This is a genomic window from Bdellovibrio sp. (genome assembly GCF_047637665.1).
GTDB lineage: Bacteria > Bdellovibrionota > Bdellovibrionia > Bdellovibrionales > Bdellovibrionaceae > Bdellovibrio.
On sequence record NZ_JBLJBT010000043.1, the window covers coordinates 18,330 to 44,341 of the forward strand.

The window sequence follows — 26,012 nt, forward strand, 5'->3', positions numbered from 1 at the left end:
CTAAGTCAATGTATCCATGGCAGAATTTTACTATGGATTCGTCATATTTCCGTATTCGCCTGAGCACCATCCGCCCTGACAAAGTCACTAGCTTCAATATCTATCTGTACGTAGATCAAAAGTATCTTTTGTATTTACGCGAAGGGGATCGCCTGTCTGACGGAAAGATCAAAGCCCTTCACGGTAAAGACACCGGTGACTCTTTTTTTGTGAAAGTCGAAGACAAACAAAAATACCGCGACTGGGTTCGCGAAGAAATGAACTCAAGTCTTATTGATCCTTTTGAAAAAGCCAAAATTCTTCGCGAATCTTCCGTGGCTTTAATGGAGGATCTTTTTGAAAATCCCGACGTCAACAAAGCTCTTGATGACTCTCGCCCGATCATCAAAGACTTTATCGATCTGATGGAAAATGCTCCCGAGGCGATGGGCTTTATGATCTCTTTGTCGGGGCATGATTTTTACACTTACAATCACTCTTTGGACGTCAGCATCTACTCTTTGGGACTAGGAAAAGCTCTGGGTTATGATGCGCCGACCTTGGAAGAACTCGGTGTCGGAGCCCTTTTTCATGACATCGGAAAACGCAATGTCAGCTTGGACATCCTGTGCAAAAAAGGCGGTTTGAGTGACGCCGAGTGGGAGCAAATGAAAATGCACCCACAGTATGGACTGGTTATTTTAAACAACCACCCCAACATCAGTGATGCCATCAAAGCCGCCTGCTTTGAACATCATGAGTCTTGGGCTGGCAATGGCTACCCTCAGCAGATTGTGGGCGAAGAGATTCATCCTTTCGCACGTATTGTCGCCATCACGGACACCTACGATGCCATGACGACACAAAGATCCTACAATGTGCCCATGGCCCCCGTTGACGCCGTGACGATGATGAAAGAAAAACTGGCAGGACGCTATGATCCCGACATGCTAAAAGCCATGTACTCAGTGCTGTTTAAGATCAAGGTGGCCTCATGAAACTCATCTTTCAAACACTCGCCCTGGTTGTCAGCATCCCTCTTGTCGCTTTAGCTCTTGAGCCCTCCAACCCTGCAGGATTCTGTGATCGCTTTATCGCGGACGCCGATGTTGAGTTTTGCAAAGCCCGCATAGAAAAAGACGAAGTTGACTGGTACGCCGCCACCGTCTGCAACTTACAAAATGACGACAAAGCTTTCTGGAACTGCTGGGACAGCATCAAAGGAAAGAGTTTCAACCCTCAAGCCCTTGAAAAATGCGGAGAAACTCAAGACTTCTCTGACGAGCAGCGCCAAAACTGCGTCAATGGCGCCAATAGCGGCAGAAAACCCGCCTCGCACAGTGATGGACTTTATCAGCCACTGAAACTCAAAACTAAAAAAAAATAAGCGAAAAAACCTCAAAAACCAAAAACAAATCTTAACAAAACCCTGACCATCACAAAGAGATGAATGGGGCATATTCGGCTCAACTTTTACTTTTGCAGAAAGTGGGCCTCTATGAAGACATTGTTATTTGTTCTTTCAACGATCTTGTCAGCAAAAGCGTCTGCCGTGTATTCGATGAACGACTGCTCTGCTGATGCCGAAGGATACCTTGTTAAACTTGGCTACACGCAACCCGCGGAACTTATGGGCTACACTCCTGAAGGCGTTCAAATCTATCACGTCCGAGTCAATCAGCACGGCGGAGATGCCGCTTACGAAGTCGTTGTCGACTCTAGCTGCGACTACATCTCGCATCGCCTGTTGTGGTCTGAATAATTCCCAACTATCCGAAACGGCCTGTAATGTAATTTTCTGTGCGAGGATCCCGAGGGTTCGTATAAACCTGATCACTGGCTCCGAACTCGATCAAGTCCCCCAAATACATGAAGGCCGTATAATCAGAAACCCGGGCCGCTTGGTGCAAGCTGTGAGTCACAATGGCAATGGTGACGTCCTTACGAAGTTCTTGAATAAGCTCTTCGATGTGACGTGTAGAAATAGGATCCAGAGCCGACGTCGGTTCATCTAACAACAAAATTTCAGGCTCAGTTGCCAAGGCGCGAGCGATACAAAGACGCTGCTGTTGCCCCCCGGAAAGAGCCGTGGCCGAAGAGGTCAGACGATCTTTCACTTCATTCCAGAGTCCGGCTTGCTGCAAAGAACGTTCAACACGCTCTTCGATAAAACTTTTCTTTTTGACTCCACGAACTTTCAACCCGTAAGCGACATTTTCATGAATGCTCTTCGGGAACGGATTGGGTTTTTGAAAAACCATTCCGATGCGCATGCGCACTTCCATGGGATCAATGTCCTTACCAAGAATATTGCGTAGATCTGGATGAAGTAGGATCTCCCCTTGATAGTTCGCATTGGGATAAAGATCGTGCATCCGATTAAAGCAACGCAGTAACGTGGTCTTCCCGCACCCAGAAGGACCAATCAAAGCCGTGACACGATTTTCATAAATCGGCAAAGTGACGCCATTAAGGACCTGTTTATCCCCGTAGGAAAAAAGCAAATTTTTGACTTCAGCACGAAGTTTTAATTCCATAGATACTACCACTTCATCTTTTTACGGAAGCGAGAGCGCAAATAAATCGCCCCCCCGTTCATGATAAGAGTCATCAACAAAAGAACGACCCCGGTTGCCGCCGCATTCACGTGGAATTCAGGCTGAGGACGGGACAACCAGTTGAACATCTGAATCGGCATCACGGTAAAAGGATCCATGAGCCATTTAAAATTCACAAAAGGAAAGTGCCCATCAATGGGCGCCGTCGGCAAAAAGGCAATGAACGTCAACGCCCCGATCGTAATCAAAGGCGCTGTTTCGCCAATAGCCCGAGACAAAGAAATAATCACACCCGTTAAAATACCGCCCGAGGAATATGGCAAGATATGATATCGAATGGTCTGCCACTTGCTGGCGCCCATCGCATAACTCGCCTCGCGAATTGTATTTGGAATCGAGCGGATCGCCTCGCGCGTGGTGACAATGATAATAGGTAAAACCAAAAGCCCCAGGGTCAATCCCGCAGTCAAAATGCTTTGCCCCAGCTTAAGTTTATAAACAAAAAGCCCCAGTGCCATCAGACCATAGGTGATCGACGGAATCCCGGCCAGGTTGATGATGTTCAGCTCAATGATTTGCGAAACCCAGTTTTTCTTCGAGTACTCTTCAAGATAAACCCCGGCAGCCACCCCCAACGGAATGGCACAGAACGCCGTCGTGAGCATAATGCAAAAAGACCCGACCCACGCCGAAAGGATCCCCGCTTTTTCCGGGAATCGAGAGGGGAAACTTGTAAAAAAGGCCGCATTAATACGCGGAACACCCGTCAGCGACAGATCCACAATCAAGGTCAAAAGCGTCACCAAAGCAAAGAGCAATGACAAAAGACCCACCATCGCAAAAATAAAATCCCACATCTGACGGCGCTTGATATTCGCTAAGATATCTTGAGAAGGTTTCATCACTCTTTCTCCTGAAACTTTTTACGCAGCCATAGACCGATAATATTAAAACAAAGTGTCAGAACAAGAAGACTCAAACCCGCCACATAGATGGATTGATAGCCGATAGAGCCATGCGGTAAATCCCCTAAACTGACTTGCACGATAAAAGCCGTGATCGTGGCTGCAGGCTGAGTGGGATTCAAGGTCAGATTGGGCTGCATCCCCGCCGCAATCGCCACGACCATGGTTTCGCCAAGGGCCCGAGAGATCCCCAGGACATAGGCAGAAGTCATACCCGAAAATGCAGCCGGAATGACCACACGGAAGGCCGTCTGCATCCGCGAAGCCCCGACAGCAAAAGAAGCCTCTCGCAAGTGCCCGGGCACCGCTCTCATCGCATCTTCACTAAGACTGCTGACATAGGGAACAATCATCACGCCAATAACAATACCTGCACTTAAAACGTTAAATCCCCCCATGGATGGGATGATTTTTTGCAAAAGTGGCGTCACAAAGAGCAAAGCAAAGTAACCGTACACCACGGTAGGAACGGCCGCCAAAAGCTCTAGGATCGGCTTCAAAACTTCACGCCAGGACGGACGAATATATTCACTTAAAAAGGCCGCGGCCACTGTTCCCAATGGAATCGCGACGATCAGGGCAATCATCGTGGATAAGAATGTGCCACTCAACAGAGGTAAAATACCATAACGAGGATTTTCAAAAAGGGGCGTCCACTCGGTCCCCGTCAGAAACTCCTTCAACGAGACATGAGCAAAAAAAGGCAGACTCTCGGTGACTAAAATACCCACGATACCGATGGTCACCAAAACAGAGGACGCCGCCGCCAAGAAAAGCAGAGTTTCGATCACCCGCTCTCTTAAACGACGCATCCGCCGAACAGGATGATCGGCGGATGTAAACTCAGATAATTTTTTGAGTTGATTTTTTGTCACTGGCCTAAACTACAACGAACCTTCACGTTTCATCAACTGTTCAATTTTAAGTCCCACTTCAGAGTGTCCCCCAAAGACCGTTCCCAACTTGTTCTTTTTCACATGCTCTTTGCCCATTTCATAGGCTTTAGCAGGAAGTGGAACGTATTTTACCTGGGGCACAATCGCCGCCGAATTATCCAAATAGAAACCTACGAAGTCTTTGACTTCAGCCTTCTTCAGGGAAGCTTCGTTCACATAGATAAAGATCGGACGAGACAACGGGAAGTAAGTTCCAGCCTCTACCGTGGCACGCGATGGCAAAACGGCTTCGTTCTTTTTAGGAGCTTTTTCTCCACCCACGATCCCTACGATTTTAAGTTTGCCCTTATTTTCTTCATAATAAGCCAAGGGCACATACCCCAAAGAATACAGATCATTGGAAACGCCGGTCACAAGAGTATTGTCATCTTCACTGGCAGTGTAATCACCACGAGACGACTTGGCTTTTCCAACAATAGCCTCCGTAAAGTAATCAAAAGTTCCAGAGTCCGAACCGGCTCCATAAAGCTTTAAATTTTCTTTCGGCCATGCCGGATTCACATCGCTCCACTTCATGACTTTTCCTTGAGCTGTGGGCTCCCACATTTTCTTGAGTTCATCCACCGTGATGGATTTAAGCCATGTATTTTTAGGATTTACCACGACCGCCGTTGCATCATAGGCGATAGGGATTTCAAGAAATTTAATACCCGCTTTACGGCAGGCCTCTAGCTCTGACGACTGCACGGGGCGAGACGCATTTTGAACATCTGTTTCTCCACGGCAAAACTTCTTAAAGCCGCCGCCGGTTCCAGAGATACCCACCGTCACGCGAACTTTTCCTTTTTGCGCCGTTTGAAACTCTTCCGCCATCGCCTCGGTGATCGGAAAAACAGTGCTAGAACCGTCAATCTTAATAACGGGAACCTGAGCGTGAGCCCATGATGCTCCAACAACCAAAGAGAAAGATAGAATCATATTTTTAAGCATAGACATCTCCTGTACGGATATAGGTCTAGCACCATAATGCCGCCCTGTATTGTTAAGGTTTTATTTAGATTTAGCCGTTTCGCGTTACAGAAGAAGTGGGTAAACTGGGGGCGATGGAAAAAAAGTATCTCGCCGATTCAGCCAATATTTTTGACAAAATCAACAAGGCTATTTCTCACGCGGTCTATATTTTCGATCTCGAAAAACAGATGGTCGTTTGGAGCAACGAACGCGGCCAAGAACTCTATGGCTACTCCAATGAACAAATCCGCAAGATGGGCACCGACTACTATGCCAAAGTGATGCACCCCGACGACATCCCTCTCCTTCATGAGGCGGGGCTCAAATCCAAAACTCTCAAAGATGGAGAAGTTCTGGTTCTGGAATATCGGTTTAAAGACTCTGCCGGAAATTACCATTGGATCAATGATCGAGTGACCGTGTTTACTCGCAACGAACACGGCGAAGCCACCGCCGTCTTGGGTGTGGCCACGGATGTGAGTGAACGCAAAGCTTACGAAGACACGCTTAAAAAAACCATCGACAAATTAAACCTCTCCTTGTCAGCTGCCAATCTGGGCACTTGGGAGTGGAACCTGGACGACAACTCTTTGGTTTGGGATGAGCGGATGTATAAAATCCACGGGATCTCCACACACCTTTCAAGCTCTCTCGTCCAAGAGGTTCGCAACCGCACCCATCCCGAAGACCTCGAAGCCAACGCGGCGAAAATCCGCGAAGCGATGGAAAAAAAACAAGACTTCTATCTCACCTACCGGGTCACCTACGAAAATCAGGAAGTGCATCATATTCGCTGTTACGGAAAAATTTTAAGTTATTCCGGAACCCACCGCGCTTATGGAGTCGCCTGGGATTCGACCGAAGAGGTTCTCACCGAACGCCAGATTGCCGACGCTCGAGCGAAACTGATTTCCTCCACCAAGATGGCCGCCCTCGGAGAAATGTCTGGCGGCATTGCCCATGAAATCAACAACCCTCTGACTGTCATTCAGGCTCGCGCCTTTCAGCTTTCGCAAATGGTGGAAACCAACAATATTGATCCAGAGAAGATCAAACAAGCCTCCGAAAGCATCAGCAGAACTGCAGACAAAATTGCCCGCATCATTAAATCCTTGCGCTCTTTTGCACGAGAAGGAACCTACGACCCCTTTGAGGTCGTTCCCGTAAAACAAATCATCGAAGAGACTTTGGAATTTTGTCGCACGCGTTTTTATAATCACGGCATTGAAATTGAGATTCCCGATATAGATCCCGATCTTGAAGTCGAGTGTCGTCTTATTCAGATTGAACAAGTTCTTTTAAATCTCCTCAACAACTCTTTCGATGCCATCCAACATCTTGAGAACAAATGGATTCGCGTGACCGTCAAGGAACTGGTGGACGCTATCGAACTCTCAGTGACGGATTCTGGCAAAGGAATCGCTGACACCATCGCCGAACAAATCATGCTGCCCTTTTTCACCACCAAGGAAGTGGGTAAAGGAACGGGACTGGGTCTAAGTATTTCGAGTGGGATCATGCGCAGCCATAAGGGCTCTTTGACTTTGGCTCAGGGAACTGAAAACACGACCTTTGTGATTCATTTGCCTAAATGGCAAAACGAGGAAGCCCTTCATTACTGACAGCGAGAGCAGACACCGAAAAAATCCAGACGATGGGAAACTTGTTTATATCCCATCTCTTCAACCATCTTGATGTGCTGATCAAGATCGCAAATATGCAAAGGCTCTACACGTTGGCAGTGGCGGCAAATCACATGGTGATGATGGTGACCAGACTCCAGAGTCAACTCAAAGCGGGCGACACCATCGCCGAATTCCAAACGTGAGACCAGGCCCGCCTCTTCGAACTTTTTAAGAATTCGATAGATCGTCACCAAATCCATTCCCTCGGACTTATTATCAAATTTTCGAAAGATCTCATCCGCAGAAATAGGATCCGGATGGTTGAGCAGGATCTTCAACAATTGAGACCGCTGCTGGGTGATTTTCATCCCCGCCTTGCGCACCCTCTCGTTGAGAGATTCAATATCAATGTTCTTCCGCTCTTGGCCGCACTTGGTCATACAAAAGGTACTACACCAGTCTCAGGGGAAAAGCCACTAGCTTTCACCCTTGCGTAGGGCTGCGAGAGCATTGAGACCGAAGTAAGTATAAGAAAGTGCTGATAAAACCGGCACAAAGAAAAACGCCAGGGGGATATATGAAAGAAATCCTAATAAACAGCCCATGCCATACAAAGGCAGGGATTGCGCCTTTGCGATGCACACTCTCTCCTCCTGGGTGGCAAAGTCCTGGAGCACATCGTACAAAAATACTTTTTTATTCAGCCAAGATGTTAACAACAATGGCAGCCCAATCTGAAAGCCCGGCACAAGCCACAAAGGCAACGTGGCAATAAAAACAACCACAAAAACGACCGTCCCCACCAGAGTATTCCAAAGACTTCCTAAGAAAGATCCACCCCGTTTTTTTTCTAGGTATTTGAAGTCTGAATCTCCCACCCACTTCACCACCAGGGGCATGACCAAAACTGAAATCAAAAGGACCGAAGTCAGATAAACCAAGGGAATAAACACCAAGATCAGAAAAGCCATGGAAAACCACAGGCTCAGTTCTTGTAATCCGCTCCAGCTTTCAATCCACTGAACAACACTCATCCCCGCGAAAAGTGCCGTCAGACCGGCACTCCACTCTTGCCAATAAATCACAAACAAAAGAAAAAGCCCTACCACGGCCACCACCGGCAAAAGAAAAATCAACAGGAACATACGAAAACGTAAAAGGGCCTCAAAGGACTGTCGCAAGGATTGTAAAATCATATTCATACTCAGATTTTTTCCCTTTCCGTCCTTGCTGGCAAGTGCTTCAATAGGGGCATTATGCCAAAAATCATTCATCTCTTTCGTCACGGCCAAACAGATTGGAACAACCAACGTCGTCTTCAGGGGCATACCGACATCCCCCTCAACGATGAAGGTCGCCAGCAGGCCCTGACACTGCAAAATTACTTTCAAGAAAACCCTATTGACGTCTTTATGACAAGCGACCTGCGGCGCGCCCAAGAAACAGCGGAAATCGCCAACACCCATTTGGAAAAACCTTTTTTGATCTCTCCTGATTTACGAGAAGTTTTTTTAGGGGATCTGGAAGGGTTGACCCAGCAAGAAGTCCTCGAAAAATACGGTGGTGAAGCGTGGGAGCAATGGACATCCCTTCTCCCCTCCCAGGCCGACTTTCGTTATCCCAATGCGGAAAGCGCCAATCAGGCGGTCGCTCGCTTTTCGCAGTCTCTTACTCATTTTTGCCAGGAATACAATTTTACCAGTGCGGGACTTTGCACCCACGGTTTTATTATTCGCCGCTTTTTGCATTCACTAAAACCTGAGATGACCGAGGCCCTTCCCATTCCAAACTGTGTTATTTACAAAGTTGAATGGAACGAGAAGACGGGACTCTTTTATTTTAACTCATAGCGTGTCAGATCCAGATAGCCAAAATTAACGGGGTCGGTTCTGCGATAGTGCGAATTGAGTTCATCATAGTGGCCCCAAAAGTTGGCCTGGGTGCGACGAACTCCGAAACTGGAGATCAAACTTTGGTAATCCTGTTCGGACTTTATAGCTCCCACTCGGGCGACAAAATTCTTCAGGTCCTTTTCTTTAATATCAAAAATCATATTCGGATAGGAGCCCCAAAAACCTTCTCGAATCGTCAGCGAATCCTCCTGAGGAGCCATTCGCAAAGATTCCCCCAGTACCCACGAAATATTTTCGTGCTCTTTATTGTGAATCAAAGAAAACACCCGCAAGTCACCTTCCTTGGTGGTCACTTTCAATAACGACAACTCGGGGAAGTACCGCGCAAAAGGAGTCTTTTCCGAAGCCCTCACTGATGAAATCTTACGCAGCTCTTTATTAAAACCGACAACTTTCCACTGTTTCCCTAAACTGTCGGGCACCTTCAGTCGCTTCCAGTTAATAGTATCCAAGGAGCCGCGAACCTTCTCGTTCAAACGGAAGAAAAGAATCTTTTCGATCATTTGTTTTTTGGTATTGACCTCTTCACTAAAACGAACCGCAGTGGGTTCGGCAATCCCTACTGTGGGAAAAACATAGGTCATCTTCATCTGAGTCAGAAGCCCTTGATACCAAACCCGGCGATACTCCAAACGCTGCTCTGGTGGTAAAAACATCAAGAACAATTCCTCGGCCTCCATGCGGATCATATCCATATAAAGCCGCGTCAGGTACTGGTGGCTGACATTCCCGAAAACATCAAAGTTCACGACCAAGTTATAAACCAGTCTTTCTAAAAGAGGAAAATCCAAAACAAAAACCGTTTTTGATAGATCTCCGATGGCCCCGCGGCTGACCACCGCATTGTCGTCATGACGGAACACCGTTAACACTGCGTTGGGATTCGTTTCATCCCCATTCCAGATATCTTGCAGGGAGTATCCATCGGGGCGAATCTTCCTTTGCCACTCGGTTCGTAGCTTGCGGTAGTTCTCCCGATGCTCCACCAGTTTTTTATAAAGTACAGGGGTCTCAGGAATTTCCACCTCACTGCCCCACACTCCCGGCAACATCAAAAGGGCTTGTGCTTTTTGGTCATACTCGTCAGAAAGAACCATGTTGTCGGACTCTGGCGCCAAGAAAAACACATAGAACTGTTCTTGGATAGAGTTGACGGCCATGCTTCCATTGCAAACAGGTCCCTTAATGAAGGTATTGACCTGATATTGCGCATCTTCAAGCAAGAACTGATAGCGTGCCCGCACGGGGATGTCCTTAAAGGCGATAAAAGGATTTTCGGCCACACCGGGCTCATACCCAGGCAAAGACTGCACCTTCCACTCTTTCGCCCAGAATATCTTCTTATACCGCTCTAATTTTTCGCGACTCCACTCGTAGGGAATATGTGTTTTTTCAACGATCGTCCCCGGAAACTTCCTCAGGCAGTAGTAGAAGTTTTTGGTCCGAGGATCATCATTGGGGCGTCTGGTAGCAATCTCTTCGATGCCTTTTTGACAGGCCGTCTTGGATCTTACCAGTTTAAAAAACTGGTTGGAATGTTCGGGGAAATAGAGATGCGCTAAAAAAAGATGTTCATAGATATAACGACTGACGAGCTGCTGAGAGGGCTCTTTGTCATTGAGGAACTTCTCCCACTCATCGATCTGTTTTTGTATTTCGACAGGGTTTTTATTAACAAGCTTCCGCGTTTCCTCTGTCGGCCCCGGCGCGCCTTTTTGAATCCAACTTTCCAGGATGTTTATCTCTGCACTATCTAAAGGTGGAAGCCCGTAGGGCATGCCCAACTGGGAGGAGTCTTTAAACGCCGCGCGAAGGTCCTTCATGGATGAAGAACAGACTTGGGAATCCGCCACCTGCTTTTGAATTGCGATATTGGGCTCTGCCAGGCGTATTTTCAAGAAACTTAAAAACAAATTCTCTTCGGGTTTTTTTGAGGTATTCACTTCAAAGAAACCCTTTTTTCTCCATTCGTTCTCGCTATGGGCATCGACCCACATGCGTGTCGGATCGACACTCTTGGTCCTTGTGCCATTATAAACATTGAGCTTGTTTGCTCCCCGTTGAAAACCCTCGAAGCTCTGCAAATTAAGTTGGCAAGGAGCATTAAAACAACTATGACAAGCCAGGCAGCGGTTATCAAAAATGGGTTGCACCTTATGGGTGTAGAAATCTAAGACTGGTTCTTCCGCTTTTGAGACGCTCATCATCAGAACTGAAATAAAACAAAGCACAGCTGCCTTAATAAATTGCATAAAACCGGACTCCCCGTGTATTCTGATCAATATAAAATGCTTTCTTGCTTAAGGGAAAGAATAAAGACTAAGAAAAAAAGAGGACGATGATGGAGAAAATTCCGTTTCAAACTGTACAAAATTCGATTGATAAAATCTGCAGCATCACGGAAGAAAGTGATCTTGAACTCGCATCGCAACATCTCTTTGAAGTTCAACCAGACCTCGCAGGTTTCTTGATGGAGTTCATCGAAGACATGAGCGAAGGCGCTCAAGACTTGGGCTTCATGATGGCTTTGATCCTCAATAAGTCTTTTGAAGATCAGTATAAAAATCTTCGCCCCATGAATGAAGATGAAGTTGTCGCCCGTTTTGAAAAAAATGAAGCGGAATTCGAAAAGTATCTTCAGATCAACGACGATATTATCGCCGATCTTCAAGAGAAATCCACTCGTGAAGGACAGCCTGAGGTTCTTAATTACATCATTGAAGAACTTTTTATGTCGCCCGAACTAGAGCCCTCTCTTGAGGTGAATGAGCAAGTGCACTTGTTCATCATCTGTAAGTTCTTTGTCGATTGTTTGAACGACCTTGCCAGCGAAACCTCCCCTGAATTGATCCGCCACTAAGGCGGGTCTCACTTTGAGACGATCGGGCGCTGAACTCGTTAAGCCAAGTGTTTAGCAAAAATCGGCGCCCTCCTCCATTCCTCTGCTTAAGATCAATATACCGTAGTTAGATCCCCTTATTTTTGGCAAAACCGTTGCAGTTCTTCTTAACGACGTACTCGTTCAGGAACGGAGTGGTTTATGCTTTTACGCTTATGGAGTCTTCTATTTCTATGCCTCGCGTGGGCCGGCACCCCGGCGCTGGCTTACTCTGCGCCCACAAAGGTGCTTGTCTCCGTCGGCGATCTCAAAGAAAACTACTCCCTGCGCTGGCGTAAAGACACGTGCGCGATGATTCATGCCATCGCCAATCAAGTGAGTGATGCGGCCGTCAACGTGACCTGCCGAAGTTTTGACACTCAGAATTTCCTCGACAAATCCCTCATGCAGCTCAAAGGCGACCATGCCTACCACATTCGTATTATGCGCGATCAGAAGGACACCGTGGAAGTCGACGTCACCAACTGGCAACGCCACCACGAGACTGACTTCAACAATCTCAGATGGAAATTCAAAAAAGACTCGGCCAGCAACGTGACTCAAAACGAAGCTTTTGCCAAAGCCATGGCGAACTTCTTTGTCTTTGCCTCTAATGAAGAGTCCTTTAAAGCCGGGCTGTTGGTGAATGGCGCTGCCGAATCCGAACAAATCGAATATGATCAAAAAAACGGTGTCTTCATCGACAAAAGCACTCGCTCAGTTTTATCGATTGACCAAGCCTACTCGATTTACGAGGGCGAAAGTGAACGCAAAAAGAACTACCTTCGCACGGGCATTGAGCTGGGTGTGATGCTTTCCTCGGGGATGGCTCTTTATTATAAAAACTTAGCCTATAATAAGCAGGACTTTGACTATAGCCTTGGCGACGGCATTAAAAAGAAGTTCAGCGGTGAAGCCATTCTTTTTGATGACAACGATAAGTTTGCTAACTACGGACACGTTTTTGCGGGGGTTTTATATTATCAAACCGCTCGCTCCAACGGCTTTAACTCTTTAGAGTCTTTCTTAGTAAGCTTCGCCTCTTCCGCCGTTTGGGAGTTCATGGAGTACCATGAGGTTTTCTCTCTCAACGACCAAATTATGACTCCGATTGGAGGCTATGTCATTGGTGAGGCGTCTTATCAGATCTCTTGCGCTCTTTTAGCTAAAGGAACCACCATGGGGAAAATCGTGGGTTATGGTATTAATCCTGGCTTAGCTCTAAATCACGCCATTGACAAAATGCAAACCGGCGACAAATACGCTTCACAGCCCGATTGTAAAAAACCTCGCTGGTCGGATATCTCGATGTATATCGGCTTAGAAAAAAATCAAAAGCCTTTCGAAGCCGTGAAAGACAACACCTACGTTCTGGGCATGAATGCAGAGGTGGTCAATATCGCGAACTACAACAAACCAGGCAAGGAGTCTCAGCTTGTTTATGACACGGCCATGGTCAAAGCCCTTCTAGAAAAAAGCGGCGGCGACGGTTTGGGTGATCTTAAAATTATCGCGCAAGTCACAATGGCCGCTTACAACAAAAAAAATCTGGAGCTAGATAGCCAAGGACAGCTACGTGGTTATGACTTGATTCTCGGCATCGGTTCGGGAACAACCTGGCACGATCGTGGTGGGGCGAAAAAATCCGACACGGAAGACTTCTACGGGACTATCAACATTTTAGGAGCCACAGCGCGCGCCAATATCTTCTATAAAGGAGTTAACATCCAAGCCGAGTTTGGTTTTTACGGAGACTTCGCCATGGTCAAGTCCTGGGCGTTGAATGACTTTCAAGGAAGCGGAGGCAGCCTTGAGGAACAATTTGGTGTCGTCAGAAAGCGTGGTTACTATTGGGGTTTAGGCACAACCACTTTGGCCGCTTTATCCGCAGAAAGAGGTCGCATTAAAGCCGGTTATGAAATGCAAATGTCTTCAGCGACAGACATCAAAGACCATCATCGCAATCAAGGCGATGCGACAAATCCCGCAGACTTCAAAGACTCGTTTGTTTCTCATCGGGTTTACGTGAAATTCCGTATCACGCAGAATTTAAGCTTCCAATTATCCCAAGAGATGATTGTGCGCCAAGGATCAGTCAACGGACAAGAATCCCCGCGAGGAACTGAACATCGCACTATGGGAACTCTTGTTTATCTTTTCTAAAAAAGCTACCTACCGAGGCGGGCCTTGCAAGGCCTGCTTCAAGGCCGCAAAGGCTGGCTTGTGAAAGGGCTGCCCTAAAGCGATCTCAATAAACTGCAAAGCGGCCGGGGCCGTTTTGGGATGCGGGTTATTGGGCGACTCCATGACAATCTCAGAAAAACAATCCGCCAAGGCCACCACGCGGGCAAAGGGGTTGATCTTAATATCGCGCAGTCGTCGTGGATATCCTTGCCCCGGAGCATTTTCATGATGCTCTAAAACAATCGCGATAATGTCATCTGAAATGGACGGCATACTTCTCAATATCTCAACACCGCGATAGACATGGGATTCATAGACGGCAGCCTGATCGCGAGTCATTGCATGCCTTGGCATTTCCAAGATCTCGTCGGGAAGCTCTTTCATTCCCACATCATGCAACAAGGCCCCGAGTGCTAATTTCTCTAAATTTTGTGCCAAGGTCCACTTCATAGAGCGAGCAATAATCACAGAGATCGCCGACACCATCATCGAGTGGCGAATCAGATCATCGTTGAGGTTCGACATCATCGTGATGACAGCCGCAATGTCGGGTTTATTTTCCACCAAGGTCTGAATGGATTTACTGACGATTTTAGAGTGCTCCAAAGTCTGATGATCAAACCCCAGATGCTCAATCTCTTTAAAAATAGAGTCCGCCGCTTTGGAAAGAAAGACGGTTTTCTTTTCCTGACTGATTTTATCACTGTCTAAGACAATTCCCGCAACAGTCAAAGTCTGCCCGACACATTTGTGATAGTCGGTTTTTCGCACATAGAGCCATTCCGCTTTTTCGGGAAAGTGCATTTGGTCAAAACGAACGATGGCTCCCTCTTTGAGAATCATCACATATTTAGACTCAGAGAGTTTTAAAAAAATATCCACCGGCACCTGCGTGCCGACGATGAATTCATCCCGAGAAACTGCAACGTAATCTTCCTGATCATTTTTCATATCCATCTGTGGCTTATCGGATCATCTTCCTAGCAACTAGAGATGATGACTCAATTTGGGACGTTTTACTGCCACAATTATTTTAAAAATCGCGATTGCAGCGCTTTCAGCTTTTCCTGCGAAAGGCCATACTCCGTCGCAAAATAGTTTTCGATGTTCTGATAGCGGTTTTCAATCTCTGCAAAAGAAGAATGCAAGAAGCTTTCCTGGGCCGCCATCATATGTTCAAAACGCTTCAAAGCTTTGGCGCTCAAAAGATGCTCCACCTGATTAAGCAGCTTCACTTTGAAAGGGTGAAGATTTTTATCCGTCAGCAGGTAATCATGCAAAACAGTCTCTTTATCGACCCCTAAAGCCAACAACAACAAAGCCGATCCCACTCCTGTTCGATCTTTTCCGACCGCGCAGTGATGAAGCAGGGCCCCTTGCTCTAGGGACTCCATTTTTTGAAAAAGATTTTTGTAGGCGGAGTTCCCGAAAGGAAGGTTTTGATAAAGAGTCTCCATGTAATCCGCAGGCAAGGCCTCCAAATGTTCCGAAGCAAAAAAGTCTTTCCCAGAAGCTTTGGTCACATGAGTTGGAGGATTCGCGGGGCAGCACTCATAATGAACACCACTCCATAACACGTCCTTGTCTTTTTCAGATTCATGACGATCGCGATAATCAATGACGTACTTCACTGACAGTGATTCCATTTTTTGGCAATCTTGAGTCGTTAATCCCGACAACGAACCAGAACGAAAGAAATGTCCCTTTTTGACCTGGCGTCCATCTGCCGTCGCGTAACCACCCAGATCTCTAAAATTAATTCCACCTTCTAACGTCATGACTTCTCCTAAAAGAACCATCATACCAGGCTTTCCCCTATTGACAAGATGAGGGATTCCCATAAAGCTGAGCACATGAAAGCAATTCTCACTATTTTATTTCTAACAGGTATCTTTTCCCCTCCGGCCCTGGCTAAAAGCGACTTCCAGTTGGCTTGTTCCGATGAGACACCGACTTTGGGCGTTGTTATTCGCGAAGTTCCTGAAGATCAAACCGTGGTTACAGAGCTTTTCGCTTTCCAAGGAATGAAGGTCACTTATCCAAGCCTTGCGAATTTCCCTAGCTACTTACGTTTTGAATGGCCCCGCCAAAACTGCCAAAAATTTGAGGCCTATGCCATGAAGTGTGAACACACCTCCGAGATTCAAACAATCGAGGGTCATCGCGTTCAAGCGCTCTCGATGGAATCTTTTAACAAGATCGAACAACGTGATGGCCAACAGGTCCTGCTCAGAAAAACTCTACTGCGCCTGAATGTTGACGGCGTGACTCACGAAATTCACGGAGAATTCAGTGAACTTCAATGCTCAGACTCTGGGGTCTTTCGTTCAGAACCAGAGTCGACGTAAGATTTCTGAGCATCCTCCTTAAGAACCTGCGCCAACTGATCCATTCCCAAACGTGAAACATCCAGATAAAGATTCGCATCGTTACGAACCTTGAACTGTTCCTGAAGCATAAGCTCATCATGTCGGCGGAAACGCTCCACCATCTGGCGAGCCCTCTCTGCGGGAATCCCCAAATCCACCAAGAGGTCTCCAGTTAAAATCAAACTGGAATCCAAAGTTTCTCGCCGTATATGCTCTACATCTAAAGCCATCAACTCAAAGACATGTTGCCGATTACGGGCCCGGGCATAAATTTTCAGATGAGGATATTCTTGACGAACCATCTCGGCAATCTGAGTGGCCGTCATCATGTCATCCACAGCAATGACGAAGTATTGCGCCTTCTTCGCGCCGGCCGCCTCTAGGATCTCCTTGCGAGACGCATCTCCGTAATAAACTTTAAAGTTAAAACGACGAAGAAGTTCAATCTGTTCAGTGTCGTGATCAATGGCAGTAAAACCAATTCCCTGGCTCCGTAACATACGACCAAAAATCTGACCAAAACGGCCAAAACCGGCAATGATGATCTTGTTGTCGCTGTCCTCAATGTGATCATATTTTTGCGGAGGTCGCTTTTTCATCCAAATGCTTTGAATTTTCTCGTCCATTAAAATAATGAACGGACTCAGAATCATCGAAAGAGTAATGATCAAAGTCAGCGTCTGAGTCCATTCCAACGATATCACCTTCGCACTTTGGCCCACGCCGAAAATGACAAAAGCGAACTCTCCCCCTTGGACAAGATAGGAAGAAAGACGGCGCGAGGCCTCACGGGGAAGTTGCATGATTCGACCCACACCAAAAATCACCAGCCCCTTTAAACCCATATACAAAACGGCGAGCGCCAAAATAGTCAATGGCCGTTCAAGAATAAGACTGAGATTCACCGCCATACCGACCGAGACAAAGAAGAGCCCCATCAAAAGCCCCTTAAACGGCTCCAGATCTGCTTCCAACTCATGTCGATATTCCGATTCTGACAAAAAGACCCCGGCCAGGAAGGCCCCCAGAGCCATTGAAAGTCCCACATGCGCCATCAGATAAGACACACCCATCACAATGAGCAATGTGACACCCGTAAAAAGTTCGCGACTGCGCAGACTCGCCACCTGACGCAAAAAGGGCCCCAGCAACGTTCGACTAAAAATAGCAAAACCGATAAAGGCAAAAAGAAAAGCTCCCCACTGAACCGAAGCCGTGCTTGCGGAATTAAGACCAAGACTGGGAATAATAGCTAGCGCGGGAATCGCAACCACGTCTTGCATTAACAAAATCGCGAAGGACGCACGTCCAAATTCCGTATTAAGAACTTTCTTCTCACTTAAGGACTGCAAAGAAAATGCGGTCGACGACAATGAAAGCGCAAAACCGACAACCGCACTTGCCGCCCCCGAAAGACCAAAGAGATACGCAACGAAGGCAAAGACGATCGAACCAAAAAGAATCTGCAGCCCACCAAACCCCAGAAGAGTTTTTCTTAAAGACCAAAGTTTTTTGGGCTGCAACTCTAAGCCAATCAGAAACAAAAGAAATACAACGCCGAATTCCGACAAACTTTGCGTGTATTTGACATCCGTGATGAGCCCTGACATCTGCGGGCCAATCAGAATACCCGCAGCCAGATATCCTAAGATGCTCCCCAGCCCCATTCTCTGAAACAAAGAAACCAGCAATACGGAAGAGCCAAGAAAAACGATGACGGGCAATAACGGAGTGTGAGTCATTTGCTCAGCCTAGCAAAACACCCCTGCGAAGGGTAGTATCAGTTTGACATCATCTTCAATGTCCTTATCATCAAAGGGGAAGCTTGGTACACCGTCGTCTAGGAGGACCTATGAGCAAGGGTGTTTGCGTTTCTATTTTAAGCCTCGTCGTCATGCTCATAACCGCCTGCGCAGGCATGAAGGTGATTGACCCTAGTGAACCCAACAACAAGGGCACGTTGGCTCTGGATATGAGCGGTGGCAGTCCTAAACTCGTTGCCACTTACACCTGCAAGTTAAAATCCATGGGTAACCGTTTTTATGCCGTCGCAAAAACCGAAGAAGAAGCCCGTAAAGAAGTGGCCGCAAAGTGCCGCGATCGAACACTGCTGTCTATCTGTGAAGAAGACAAAATAGAGTGCGAGAAGAACTAAGTTTTTTGTATCTCATCAGGCCCCCTTGCCTTAAGCCTCTGGTCTATAGATATTGCAGTTCTAGGAGGCCCCATGAAAGCACTTATCTATCGTGGACCAGGCAAAAAAGAATGGGCGGAAGCACCCCGCCCCACCCTGACGAAACCCACAGATGCTATCGTCAAAGTTCTTCATACAACTATCTGCGGAACGGATCTGCATATTCTTAAGGGTGACGTCCCCGCCGTCACCGATGGGCGTATCTTGGGGCACGAGGGCATCGGCCTCATTGAAGAGGTGGGAGAGGCCGTCGCCAACTTCAAAAAAGGCGATCGCGTGCTTATCTCGTGCGTCACCTCTTGCGGACGCTGCTCCTACTGCAAAAAACAACTCTATGCACACTGCCAGGATGGTGGATGGATTTTGGGGCATAAAATCAACGGAACCCAAGCCGAGTATGTTCGCATTCCCCACGCGGATAACAGTCTTTACCTCGCACCTAGCGGAGTCGATGATGCCGCTTTACTGATGTTGAGTGATATTCTTCCGACTGGATTCGAAATTGGTGTTCTCTCAGGTCAAGTCAAGCCGGGCGACACGATCGCGATCATCGGTGCTGGCCCTATCGGGATGGCCACATTGCTCACTTCAAAGTTCTATGCTCCCGCTCGCACCTTTATGGTGGACCTGGATGACAGTCGCTTAGAAACCGCCAAGAGATTCGGCGCCACCGATTTGGTTAATTCAGGACGAGAAAAAGCCGTCGACAGAATTCTGAGCATGACCGACGGCGTGGGAGTTGATGTTGCCATTGAGGCCGTGGGCGTCCCCGCCACGTTTGATATCTGCCAAAAAATCATCAAACCGGGAGGCCATATTGCCAACGTGGGTGTTCACGGAAAAAGTGTTGAGCTTCATCTGGAAGAGCTTTGGATTAAGAACATCACCCTCACAACGGGACTTGTCTCAACCTACAGCACACCCATGCTGCTCAACACGGTCAAATCCAAAACGATCGCCCCCGAGCAACTGGTCACTCATCGCTTCAAAATGAACGACATGCTGAACGCGTATGAGGTCTTTGCGAACGCCAGTAAAGAGAAATCCATGAAGGTTTTGATTTCGGCGGAGTAAGGGGGCCAGACTCATATCCACTGCGGGGCTTCGCCCCGCAGTGTCACGGGACAAACACACAGCGAAACCCGTAGTCCGTGGACGCTGCCGACGGCCCAATGCGCAGATAGACTGCAAACACGCCTGCGCCCACGTCGTCGATCCAGCAACCACCACGAAAGACGGCTCCGGTGGTATCGGCAATACTACCATAACCTAACCCACCATATTCGCTGGTACCAAGACTGACATAATTCCCTTCTGAACCAAAAATCTGCTTAGCAGCTCCATTTAAAGTGCCACTCCCCACAGTCGTATGACTTGCGGTCGTCACTTGCGACATAAAGGCTTCTGCTCCGAAATTTGTGCTATTATTATCGCTCACCCATTCCCAAGCGTTACCCGCAAAGTCCCAGATGACTTTGCCATTAGAAAGCTTATGCGTGCGGCGCTGGGAATCCCAAACCGTACTACTACATGTTTGGTCCGTGTTCGCACAGGCATTGTTATCATCCACATCCGCAGCCCGAGGAAAAGCTGGAGCACCATCTGAGTGGCCTCGATTGAGACTTCCGGTTCCCACGATGCCACTCGACCAGTTCGATGGGACCATTTCAATATTTCTGGCAATCGTCTGCCATTGAGCGTTGGAGATTAAATCATAGTTGGCTCCTAGATCGCGACAGGCTTTCCAAGCTCCGCCCACTGTTGTTGGGAGGCTCCCTCTAGGAATGTTTTCCCAAGGAGGAAATGCCGCTTGAGAGGTCGCAACACCTCCAATATCTTTCATTTCATACTTCGCCACACAGAAATCCTGTGTCGTATAGCCCGCCAAGGCCGGAACTAAAATATAATTCGTTGGACATGGATCATTCATACTTATCCAAGATGAGATAACGGATTCTTCACTCCTATTGCCGACATTGTCATAAGCTCTGACTTTAAAGTAGTAACTGGTATTTAATGCTAACGACAAACCCGTCATCGTTCCTCCGCTAGCAAGGACGGCCCAGTCTTTCATCACGACATTGTCAGATGACCTCATTACTGTGACTTCGTAATACACTACACCAGATCCGCCAACATCCGTTGAGGCCGTCCAAGAGAGTGGCGGGCTGCTCGTGAGGTTACTAGGCACAACTCCCGTAGCTAATCCCGTTGGAGCCGTTGGTGCCGTTGCATCAGCAACCCATCCATCTCCCTGCACCACAGAGGATATATTACCGACATTATCAATGGCTCTGACTTCGGCGCGGTAGATTGTATGGGTCGCGAGAGTCAGGCCCGAGATAGTGCCGCCTGATGTGAAGGAGGCCCAAGGACTTATCTCTGCACTATCAGATACGCGAACAATACGCGCCTCATGTCTTGCTATTCCACTATGTGCATCGCTTCCGGCTGTGAAAGTAATCACCGGAGTATTGGTTAAGCTGCTACTATAATTTTGATCAACAACGGCTGTGGGAGATACTGGCGCGGTGTTATCAATTTTTGCCGACACATGCAGTACACTTGTATTCCCGGCAACGTCTTGCGCTTCAACGTGTAAATAATAAGTTCCCGTTGCTGAATTTTGAGTGGTGGTCGTTGTTGATCCGTAGATACCCGTAGGACTTGTCGCTGCATTTGTGTCCACCAAATATCTATATGTACAGGATTCACTGCATCCCCAGGCCCAAGTTTTTGAAGTTACCCAAGTGGGATCGTCGCTAAGTCCTGTAATAGTGGGCCCTACGCTATCATAGGTTCTTTCTAAGTTCGTTGCAGCTGTATTGCCATTGCCGGCTACATCTGTTGCGACTCCCACTCCGACGGCAACAGTGACAAGCCCCTGCGCTGTAGGTGTCACCGTAAAAGTGTACGTTGTGCCAGAGCCACTAAAACCAGAAACTGTTCCATTAGTGACGCTAATATCTCCAGCCACAAAACCTGTTACCGACTCAGAGAATGTCGCCGTTACTGAAAAGTTAGCAGCATTAAACGGATCACCAGAGGCTGACGAGAGTGCTAGACTTGGCTGGACGCTATCATATGTTCTTGTGAGTGACGTTGCGGCTGTATTGCCGTTACCTGCGGCATCTGCTGCCGCCCCCGCTCCGACGGCGACAGTGACAAGTCCCTGCGCTGTAGGAGTCACCGTAAAAGTATACGTCGTGCCAGAGCCACTAAAAGCAGAAACTGTTCCATTAGTGACGCTAATATCACCAGCAGCAAAACCTGTTACCGACTCAGAGAATGTCGCCGTTACTGAAAAATTAGAAGTGTTAAATGGATCACCAGATGCCGAAGACAGAGACAGACTTGGCTGTACGCTATCATAGGTTCTGGTTAAGTTTGTTGCGGCTGTATTGCCGTTGCCTGCGGCATCTGTCGCTACTCCGGCATTAACAGCAACAGTGACAAGCCCTTGTGCCGTAGGAGTCACGGTAAAGGTGTAGGTCGTACCGGAACCGCTAAAACCAGAAACTGTTCCATTAGTGACAGTAATATCACCAGCAGCAAAACCCGTTACTGACTCAGAGAACGTCGTCGTCACGTCAAAGCTTGAGCTTTTAAAGGGATCTCCAGCTATTGAAGACAGACTGGCTGTAGGCGCAATGCTGTCATAGGTACTACTTAAAGTATTAGATGCTGTATTACTATTGCCACCAGCGTCTTGCGCTTTTCCAACTTGATACTGCAAGCTCACTGCTCCCTCGACAACCGGGGTCGCGGTCACGGTATATACACTGGGACCGCCGGATAGACTTGTTAGGATTGCATTCGTCACTGCAAAATCACTAAGCTCTACACCTGAAACCACTTCGCTAAAGGTAAGAGTTGCCGTGAAGGCACCATTGGTATTTGCAGATCCTCCACTTAACGTGACACCAGGAGAGACTGAGTCGAAGGTTCTTGATAGGTTTGTCGCAACAGTATTGTCATTGCCAGCTGCATCTGTTGCCACACCCGCTGCGATGGCCACCGTGACAAGACCTTGGGTAGTGGGTGTCACCGTAAAGGTATACATCGAGCCAGAGCCGCTAAAACCAGACACTGTTCCGTTCGTGACGCTGATATCGCTGGCGACAAAACCTGTTACCGACTCAGAGAACGTCGCCGTCACGTTGAGAGTTGATGTATTAAAGGTGCCTAGTGCTGTCGAAGAAAGAGTCAACGAAGGAGATACTCGGTCAATAGTCAAAAGCCCCGAAGCTGTCGCTGCATTCGTAGGTTGCCAAAATCCGGCGATGTTTTTACCGATCACACAAACTAAATAAGTGCCGTCTGAATTAATTGAAAAAGCAAAATCTGATGTATTGGGCGTTTCTGTCGCCCCACTAAAATCCGCACTAGAACAATCAGAATAATTATGAAGTACCACGGCTTTATAAGAGGTGATATTTACACCACCGACTGAAACTTTGCGATCCACCGCCACATTGCTTATATTTCCCACTGGATCAAAAACACTGATTATCGCCAAGGCGATGGTCGTGTCTTTATTCCAGGTGAATTCGTAAATATCCGAAGCTAGCTGACGATTCCCTGCAGTATCTTGTGTCCACACACAGAGCTTTAAGCTTGTATCTGGCAAAGAAGAAATATCAGTTATTAAATTTATTGAAACTTCCCTAAACGAACTATACCCACTTGAAGTGTCTGCACAACTCACGCCGCTGACCACTCCAACTTTATACGCATACTCCGTTACATCAGTCCCACTGACCACCGAATTTAAACTAATATGAGGAGATGGGGACGCCGGTAAATTTGTAAGAACCGCCAAACCGGGGCGAATCGTATCCTTTTGTGTAGATGCGCTATCAGAGGTCTCATTGCCTGCCGCATCCGCATGGACCGCTGTTAAAGATACAGCGCCCTCAGAAAGAGCCATAAGATTTAGGCTTCCACTGAAACTCCCCGACGAACACAGCACCGGAACTCGCAAAAGACCGGATGTTATAAAAACAAATTGGCCCGATTCAGAACAAGTCCCACTGACTGGGAAAGCAGAAGCATTGGCAAGATTGATAAACGAAACCAACGAGTCCAACTTCACCACAGGGGGAGTGATATCTTTCACTACCATCCATGTTTTGGACTCCCCAGTATCGGGCCTTAATGTAAATGTATATTCACCTTCAGGAAGAGCAGACACATCCACAATACCGTTAAAATCCCCATTCACACATGGAAATGTCGCGGTCACTGGGGTTTCAAGAATAACCTCTGTAGCATCACTTGGGCATTGACCAGATATGGGGAAATTCCCCTGATTGGAATCATTGACATGGGTGGGGGTGGTCTCTGAATCGATACGGGTTTCAATCTGTGATTTATAGCTAACATCAAGAAGAGATGCAGAAATATTACAAGCGGAGAGACTCAAGGCAAGTCCGCCAACCACAAGAAACTTGAATAGCTTTAATGCTATAACGTACCGATAGTTCATTGCTAGACACTCCAGGTCCCAGTATTCCCGAAATTGGAAGCTTTCATAAACAGATCGGATTTTACATGGGAATCTAAAGGAGAAAATGCGAATAAATAACACTATGTTTTCTATTGAGACAATACACTATTGTTTCAATTCAAACCACTCCACCCCAGTTGACTTGCGAAACACTAAACACTTGTTCCTGACCTCGATTTGATTTGGACACACAACCTTGAGTCAGCAATGATTGCCATCATCAATACGAACGGCGTGGTTTTTGCGAACGCCAGTAAAGAGAACTCCATGAAGGTTTAAGCTGAGCCTGAACTACAAAAGGCATCAGCACTGTCACAAGCAAAATAGCTAGATGCCTGGTTGCATGATACATTCTGCCTCCGCAGACGCAAGTGAAGGTCCGTCACCTCGGAGTTATTAAGAGAGCTCTAAAGACTTCCTGAGCACTTTTGAGCTATAGCGACACCTTTAAATCTCAAACAACAACAAATTGACTTAATATAAAGAAAGGGATTGATGAGCCTATATAAAATCTTTAAGAGTGTCCTCACGGCACTTACTTTTTTATTGGGGGAACCGTAGTAGAAGGCTATTTGCCCTACAGATAAACTAAAAACACTTAAAGCTTTTTCAACAATACCCGATCACCTTATAACTTAAGGGCAAAACAATCTTAGAGGGATGTATGATAAAACATAATATGGTAATTTTTATTAGTCTGTTGAGTATAATTTCATGCTCTCACATTAATGGTGAAAAACGAGCAATAGCTTCATCGAATTTAAATTCAGCCTCCTCTGACCGACTTCTTATTCCATCTTTTCCCATTACGATTCATGATTATGGCCAATTAGAGGGAGAGGGAAGGCCACTTATTTCAATGGATATAACCGTTGAGTGCGATACGGGAAAGGCAAGCGGTTCGCTGTTGGATATGTTTAAAGATAAACGCCCAGTCAGTTCAACAGTTAAGTGCGGCGCAAAAAATTATCACTTAGAATTTAAAGATAATGATGTCGTAACAGTTCCAGATATCCCATACTTCGACAGCCAAAATGTAGATCACTATCGTGTCTATGTTAGAACGACAAGGGCTTTAGAATATGATAAAAATAGTATGACAAAAGGGAACAATTTTGAAACTTTAATATTCAAACCCAATGAAGTTCATAACCTTAAAGAACTCTCAATCTATGCAATTCCACTCGACTCTTCTCTTAGTAAAAACTCAGATCATTTTTTTCGAGTCGTAGATGGGTTACCTCTAAAAGCGGCACCAGACGTTGGAGAGGCCGCTGATTGGAAATATTTGGTACAATTTTATTTTGAAATGAACATTAAAGATAATAGTTCAGATTTAGCATTTAGGAATTTTGTGCCAACTTCTTCTATTATTGAGGCCCCTAGACCATATTATCCAACTACTACCGTTAAGGGGGGTTCTAAGTTTTATTACATGCTAGGATTGGGAGACTTTGGAGATAATCCTCAGTTTGCTATAGATGCAAAATATAAGCTTACTCATTCGTGTAACGAAAAAAGAAAGTGCTATCATAATAATGACTTAAAACTTATTTCAGAAATGGTCGATTATAAAGATTTAAAAACATTTCTTAATAAAACTGTCACCTTTAATACAAAAGGAAAAGTGCCAGGGACACCTTCAGTTAGAATTACTGAAAAATGTATAGTGACTCGTTCTAATTCACAAGGAGTCAAAATTAAGGATTATTATGAACTACACAGTGATTATTATAACGTTGATGTAAAAGGCGAAGCTTGTAAAAAGGCAATGCATTCATGTCAATCTAGCATTCGCGAGAATGAACGCTGTGATGAAAGTAAGGATAATGAGTTTCACTATTACAACTGAATCCAGATCATCTCTTGATGCGCAGTCATCAGACACTTCTCTTTGAAACTCTAAAAACAAAAACGGCTCAGCCTTATAG

At 46.6% G+C, this 26,012-nt stretch carries 22 protein-coding genes; 11 read left to right on the forward strand and 11 right to left on the reverse strand.

What is annotated here, in order from left to right; translation table 11 throughout:
* Positions 1-32 precede the first annotated feature (32 nt).
* From ACM64D_RS14450 to ACM64D_RS14460, 3 genes are all read left to right on the forward strand, one after another.
* Positions 33-977 (forward strand): HD-GYP domain-containing protein, encoded by a 945-nt coding sequence (locus ACM64D_RS14450; protein ID WP_415063937.1) that lies wholly within the window; start codon positions 33-35, stop codon positions 975-977.
* Complete coding sequence (locus ACM64D_RS14455; protein WP_415063938.1) at positions 974-1,366, forward strand: hypothetical protein; 393 nt, start codon at positions 974-976, stop codon at positions 1,364-1,366. Before ACM64D_RS14450 ends, ACM64D_RS14455 begins: the two co-directional genes overlap by 4 nt.
* Before the next feature lie 111 nt (positions 1,367-1,477).
* Positions 1,478-1,741 (forward strand): hypothetical protein, encoded by a 264-nt coding sequence (locus tag ACM64D_RS14460; RefSeq protein WP_415063939.1) that lies wholly within the window; start codon positions 1,478-1,480, stop codon positions 1,739-1,741.
* Positions 1,742-1,748: 7 nt separating this feature from the next.
* On the opposite strand, the gene pstB is transcribed toward ACM64D_RS14460, so the two are convergent.
* From pstB to ACM64D_RS14480, 4 genes are all read right to left on the reverse strand, one after another.
* On the reverse strand, positions 1,749-2,516 hold the full coding sequence (pstB, locus tag ACM64D_RS14465; protein ID WP_415063940.1) for a phosphate ABC transporter ATP-binding protein PstB: 768 nt from the start codon (positions 2,514-2,516) through the stop codon (positions 1,749-1,751).
* Positions 2,517-2,521: 5 nt separating this feature from the next.
* The gene (gene pstA, locus ACM64D_RS14470; RefSeq protein ID WP_415063941.1) at positions 2,522-3,439 is read right to left on the reverse strand and encodes a phosphate ABC transporter permease PstA; all 918 of its coding nucleotides are present in this window, start codon (positions 3,437-3,439) and stop codon (positions 2,522-2,524) included.
* Positions 3,439-4,314 (reverse strand): phosphate ABC transporter permease subunit PstC, encoded by an 876-nt coding sequence (gene pstC / locus ACM64D_RS14475; protein WP_415063942.1) that lies wholly within the window; start codon positions 4,312-4,314, stop codon positions 3,439-3,441. The genes pstA and pstC overlap by 1 nt, the downstream gene beginning before the upstream one ends.
* A 72-nt stretch (positions 4,315-4,386) precedes the next feature.
* Positions 4,387-5,388: a PstS family phosphate ABC transporter substrate-binding protein gene (locus ACM64D_RS14480; RefSeq protein ID WP_415063943.1), complete on the reverse strand. Its 1,002-nt coding sequence runs from the start codon at positions 5,386-5,388 to the stop codon at positions 4,387-4,389.
* 113 nt (positions 5,389-5,501) lie between these two features.
* Here ACM64D_RS14480 and ACM64D_RS14485 point away from each other — a divergent pair, with 113 nt between their 5' ends.
* A complete protein-coding gene (locus ACM64D_RS14485) occupies positions 5,502-7,031 on the forward strand; it encodes a PAS domain-containing protein (RefSeq protein WP_415063944.1) in 1,530 nt (509 codons plus the stop codon).
* Here ACM64D_RS14485 and ACM64D_RS14490 read toward each other — a convergent pair.
* Both ACM64D_RS14490 and ACM64D_RS14495 read right to left on the reverse strand, forming a co-directional pair.
* Positions 7,025-7,474, reverse strand: coding sequence for a Fur family transcriptional regulator (locus ACM64D_RS14490; RefSeq protein ID WP_415063945.1), 450 nt, complete (start codon positions 7,472-7,474; stop codon positions 7,025-7,027). The two genes, ACM64D_RS14485 and ACM64D_RS14490, sit on opposite strands and share 7 nt — an antisense overlap.
* Positions 7,475-7,510: 36 nt before the next feature.
* Positions 7,511-8,236, reverse strand: a complete 726-nt coding sequence (locus ACM64D_RS14495; RefSeq protein WP_415063946.1) for an EI24 domain-containing protein — start codon at positions 8,234-8,236, stop codon at positions 7,511-7,513.
* A gap of 54 nt (positions 8,237-8,290) precedes the next feature.
* On the opposite strand from ACM64D_RS14495, the gene ACM64D_RS14500 reads away from it, so the two are divergent.
* Positions 8,291-8,884, forward strand: a complete 594-nt coding sequence (locus tag ACM64D_RS14500) for a histidine phosphatase family protein (RefSeq protein WP_415063947.1) — start codon at positions 8,291-8,293, stop codon at positions 8,882-8,884.
* Here the strand turns inward: ACM64D_RS14500 and ACM64D_RS14505 are convergent.
* On the reverse strand, positions 8,869-11,199 hold the full coding sequence (locus tag ACM64D_RS14505; protein ID WP_415063948.1) for a fatty acid cis/trans isomerase: 2,331 nt from the start codon (positions 11,197-11,199) through the stop codon (positions 8,869-8,871). The genes ACM64D_RS14500 and ACM64D_RS14505 overlap by 16 nt on opposite strands.
* 86 nt (positions 11,200-11,285) lie before the next feature.
* Here ACM64D_RS14505 and ACM64D_RS14510 point away from each other — a divergent pair, with 86 nt between their 5' ends.
* Entirely contained in the window at positions 11,286-11,807 is a 522-nt protein-coding gene (locus tag ACM64D_RS14510; protein WP_415063949.1) for a hypothetical protein, read from the forward strand.
* Between the two features lie 180 nt (positions 11,808-11,987).
* Complete coding sequence (locus tag ACM64D_RS14515) at positions 11,988-13,988, forward strand: DUF3943 domain-containing protein (RefSeq protein WP_415063950.1); 2,001 nt, start codon at positions 11,988-11,990, stop codon at positions 13,986-13,988.
* A 9-nt stretch (positions 13,989-13,997) separates the two neighbouring features.
* Here the strand turns inward: ACM64D_RS14515 and ACM64D_RS14520 are convergent, their stop codons facing one another.
* Positions 13,998-14,966, reverse strand: a complete 969-nt coding sequence (locus ACM64D_RS14520; RefSeq protein WP_415063951.1) for an HD-GYP domain-containing protein — start codon at positions 14,964-14,966, stop codon at positions 13,998-14,000.
* A gap of 71 nt (positions 14,967-15,037) precedes the next feature.
* Positions 15,038-15,811: a tyrosine-protein phosphatase gene (locus tag ACM64D_RS14525; protein WP_415063952.1), complete on the reverse strand. Its 774-nt coding sequence runs from the start codon at positions 15,809-15,811 to the stop codon at positions 15,038-15,040.
* A 51-nt stretch (positions 15,812-15,862) separates the two neighbouring features.
* Between ACM64D_RS14525 and ACM64D_RS14530 the strand changes: the two genes are divergently transcribed.
* A complete protein-coding gene (locus ACM64D_RS14530; protein ID WP_415063953.1) occupies positions 15,863-16,357 on the forward strand; it encodes a hypothetical protein in 495 nt (164 codons plus the stop codon).
* Here ACM64D_RS14530 and ACM64D_RS14535 read toward each other — a convergent pair.
* Positions 16,309-18,120 (reverse strand): monovalent cation:proton antiporter-2 (CPA2) family protein, encoded by a 1,812-nt coding sequence (locus ACM64D_RS14535; protein ID WP_415063954.1) that lies wholly within the window; start codon positions 18,118-18,120, stop codon positions 16,309-16,311. The genes ACM64D_RS14530 and ACM64D_RS14535 overlap by 49 nt on opposite strands.
* Positions 18,121-18,230: 110 nt before the next feature.
* Here ACM64D_RS14535 and ACM64D_RS14540 point away from each other — a divergent pair, with 110 nt between their 5' ends.
* Both ACM64D_RS14540 and ACM64D_RS14545 read left to right on the forward strand, forming a co-directional pair.
* Positions 18,231-18,533, forward strand: a complete 303-nt coding sequence (locus ACM64D_RS14540) for a hypothetical protein (protein ID WP_415063955.1) — start codon at positions 18,231-18,233, stop codon at positions 18,531-18,533.
* Positions 18,534-18,605: 72 nt separating this feature from the next.
* A complete protein-coding gene (locus tag ACM64D_RS14545; RefSeq protein ID WP_415063956.1) occupies positions 18,606-19,646 on the forward strand; it encodes a zinc-dependent alcohol dehydrogenase family protein in 1,041 nt (346 codons plus the stop codon).
* 43 nt (positions 19,647-19,689) lie between these two features.
* Here the strand turns inward: ACM64D_RS14545 and ACM64D_RS14550 are convergent, their stop codons facing one another.
* Positions 19,690-24,060 carry an Ig-like domain-containing protein gene (locus ACM64D_RS14550; protein WP_415063957.1) on the reverse strand — a complete coding sequence of 1,457 codons (4,371 nt, stop codon included), beginning with the start codon at positions 24,058-24,060 and terminating at the stop codon, positions 19,690-19,692.
* 685 nt (positions 24,061-24,745) lie between these two features.
* On the opposite strand from ACM64D_RS14550, the gene ACM64D_RS14555 reads away from it, so the two are divergent.
* A complete protein-coding gene (locus ACM64D_RS14555) occupies positions 24,746-25,933 on the forward strand; it encodes a hypothetical protein (protein WP_415063958.1) in 1,188 nt (395 codons plus the stop codon).
* The last annotated feature ends 79 nt before the right edge of the window (positions 25,934-26,012 follow it).

Coding starts and splice junctions, on each gene's coding strand:
- ACM64D_RS14490 (WP_415063945.1), bottom strand. CDS start 7,474: ATGACCAAGTGCGGCCAAGAGCGGAAGAACATTGATATTGAATCTCTC.
- ACM64D_RS14525 (WP_415063952.1), bottom strand. CDS start 15,811: ATGATGGTTCTTTTAGGAGAAGTCATGACGTTAGAAGGTGGAATTAAT.
- ACM64D_RS14495 (WP_415063946.1), bottom strand. CDS start 8,236: ATGAATATGATTTTACAATCCTTGCGACAGTCCTTTGAGGCCCTTTTA.
- ACM64D_RS14550 (WP_415063957.1), bottom strand. CDS start 24,060: ATGAACTATCGGTACGTTATAGCATTAAAGCTATTCAAGTTTCTTGTG.
- pstA (WP_415063941.1), bottom strand. CDS start 3,439: ATGAAACCTTCTCAAGATATCTTAGCGAATATCAAGCGCCGTCAGATG.
- ACM64D_RS14515 (WP_415063950.1), top strand. CDS start 11,988: ATGCTTTTACGCTTATGGAGTCTTCTATTTCTATGCCTCGCGTGGGCC.
- ACM64D_RS14480 (WP_415063943.1), bottom strand. CDS start 5,388: ATGCTTAAAAATATGATTCTATCTTTCTCTTTGGTTGTTGGAGCATCA.
- ACM64D_RS14530 (WP_415063953.1), top strand. CDS start 15,863: ATGAAAGCAATTCTCACTATTTTATTTCTAACAGGTATCTTTTCCCCT.
- ACM64D_RS14505 (WP_415063948.1), bottom strand. CDS start 11,199: ATGCAATTTATTAAGGCAGCTGTGCTTTGTTTTATTTCAGTTCTGATG.
- ACM64D_RS14500 (WP_415063947.1), top strand. CDS start 8,291: ATGCCAAAAATCATTCATCTCTTTCGTCACGGCCAAACAGATTGGAAC.
- pstB (WP_415063940.1), bottom strand. CDS start 2,516: ATGGAATTAAAACTTCGTGCTGAAGTCAAAAATTTGCTTTTTTCCTAC.
- ACM64D_RS14555 (WP_415063958.1), top strand. CDS start 24,746: ATGATAAAACATAATATGGTAATTTTTATTAGTCTGTTGAGTATAATT.
- ACM64D_RS14520 (WP_415063951.1), bottom strand. CDS start 14,966: ATGGATATGAAAAATGATCAGGAAGATTACGTTGCAGTTTCTCGGGAT.
- pstC (WP_415063942.1), bottom strand. CDS start 4,314: ATGCGTCGTTTAAGAGAGCGGGTGATCGAAACTCTGCTTTTCTTGGCG.
- ACM64D_RS14535 (WP_415063954.1), bottom strand. CDS start 18,120: ATGACTCACACTCCGTTATTGCCCGTCATCGTTTTTCTTGGCTCTTCC.
- ACM64D_RS14485 (WP_415063944.1), top strand. CDS start 5,502: ATGGAAAAAAAGTATCTCGCCGATTCAGCCAATATTTTTGACAAAATC.
- ACM64D_RS14450 (WP_415063937.1), top strand. CDS start 33: ATGGATTCGTCATATTTCCGTATTCGCCTGAGCACCATCCGCCCTGAC.
- ACM64D_RS14540 (WP_415063955.1), top strand. CDS start 18,231: ATGAGCAAGGGTGTTTGCGTTTCTATTTTAAGCCTCGTCGTCATGCTC.
- ACM64D_RS14545 (WP_415063956.1), top strand. CDS start 18,606: ATGAAAGCACTTATCTATCGTGGACCAGGCAAAAAAGAATGGGCGGAA.
- ACM64D_RS14455 (WP_415063938.1), top strand. CDS start 974: ATGAAACTCATCTTTCAAACACTCGCCCTGGTTGTCAGCATCCCTCTT.
- ACM64D_RS14510 (WP_415063949.1), top strand. CDS start 11,286: ATGATGGAGAAAATTCCGTTTCAAACTGTACAAAATTCGATTGATAAA.
- ACM64D_RS14460 (WP_415063939.1), top strand. CDS start 1,478: ATGAAGACATTGTTATTTGTTCTTTCAACGATCTTGTCAGCAAAAGCG.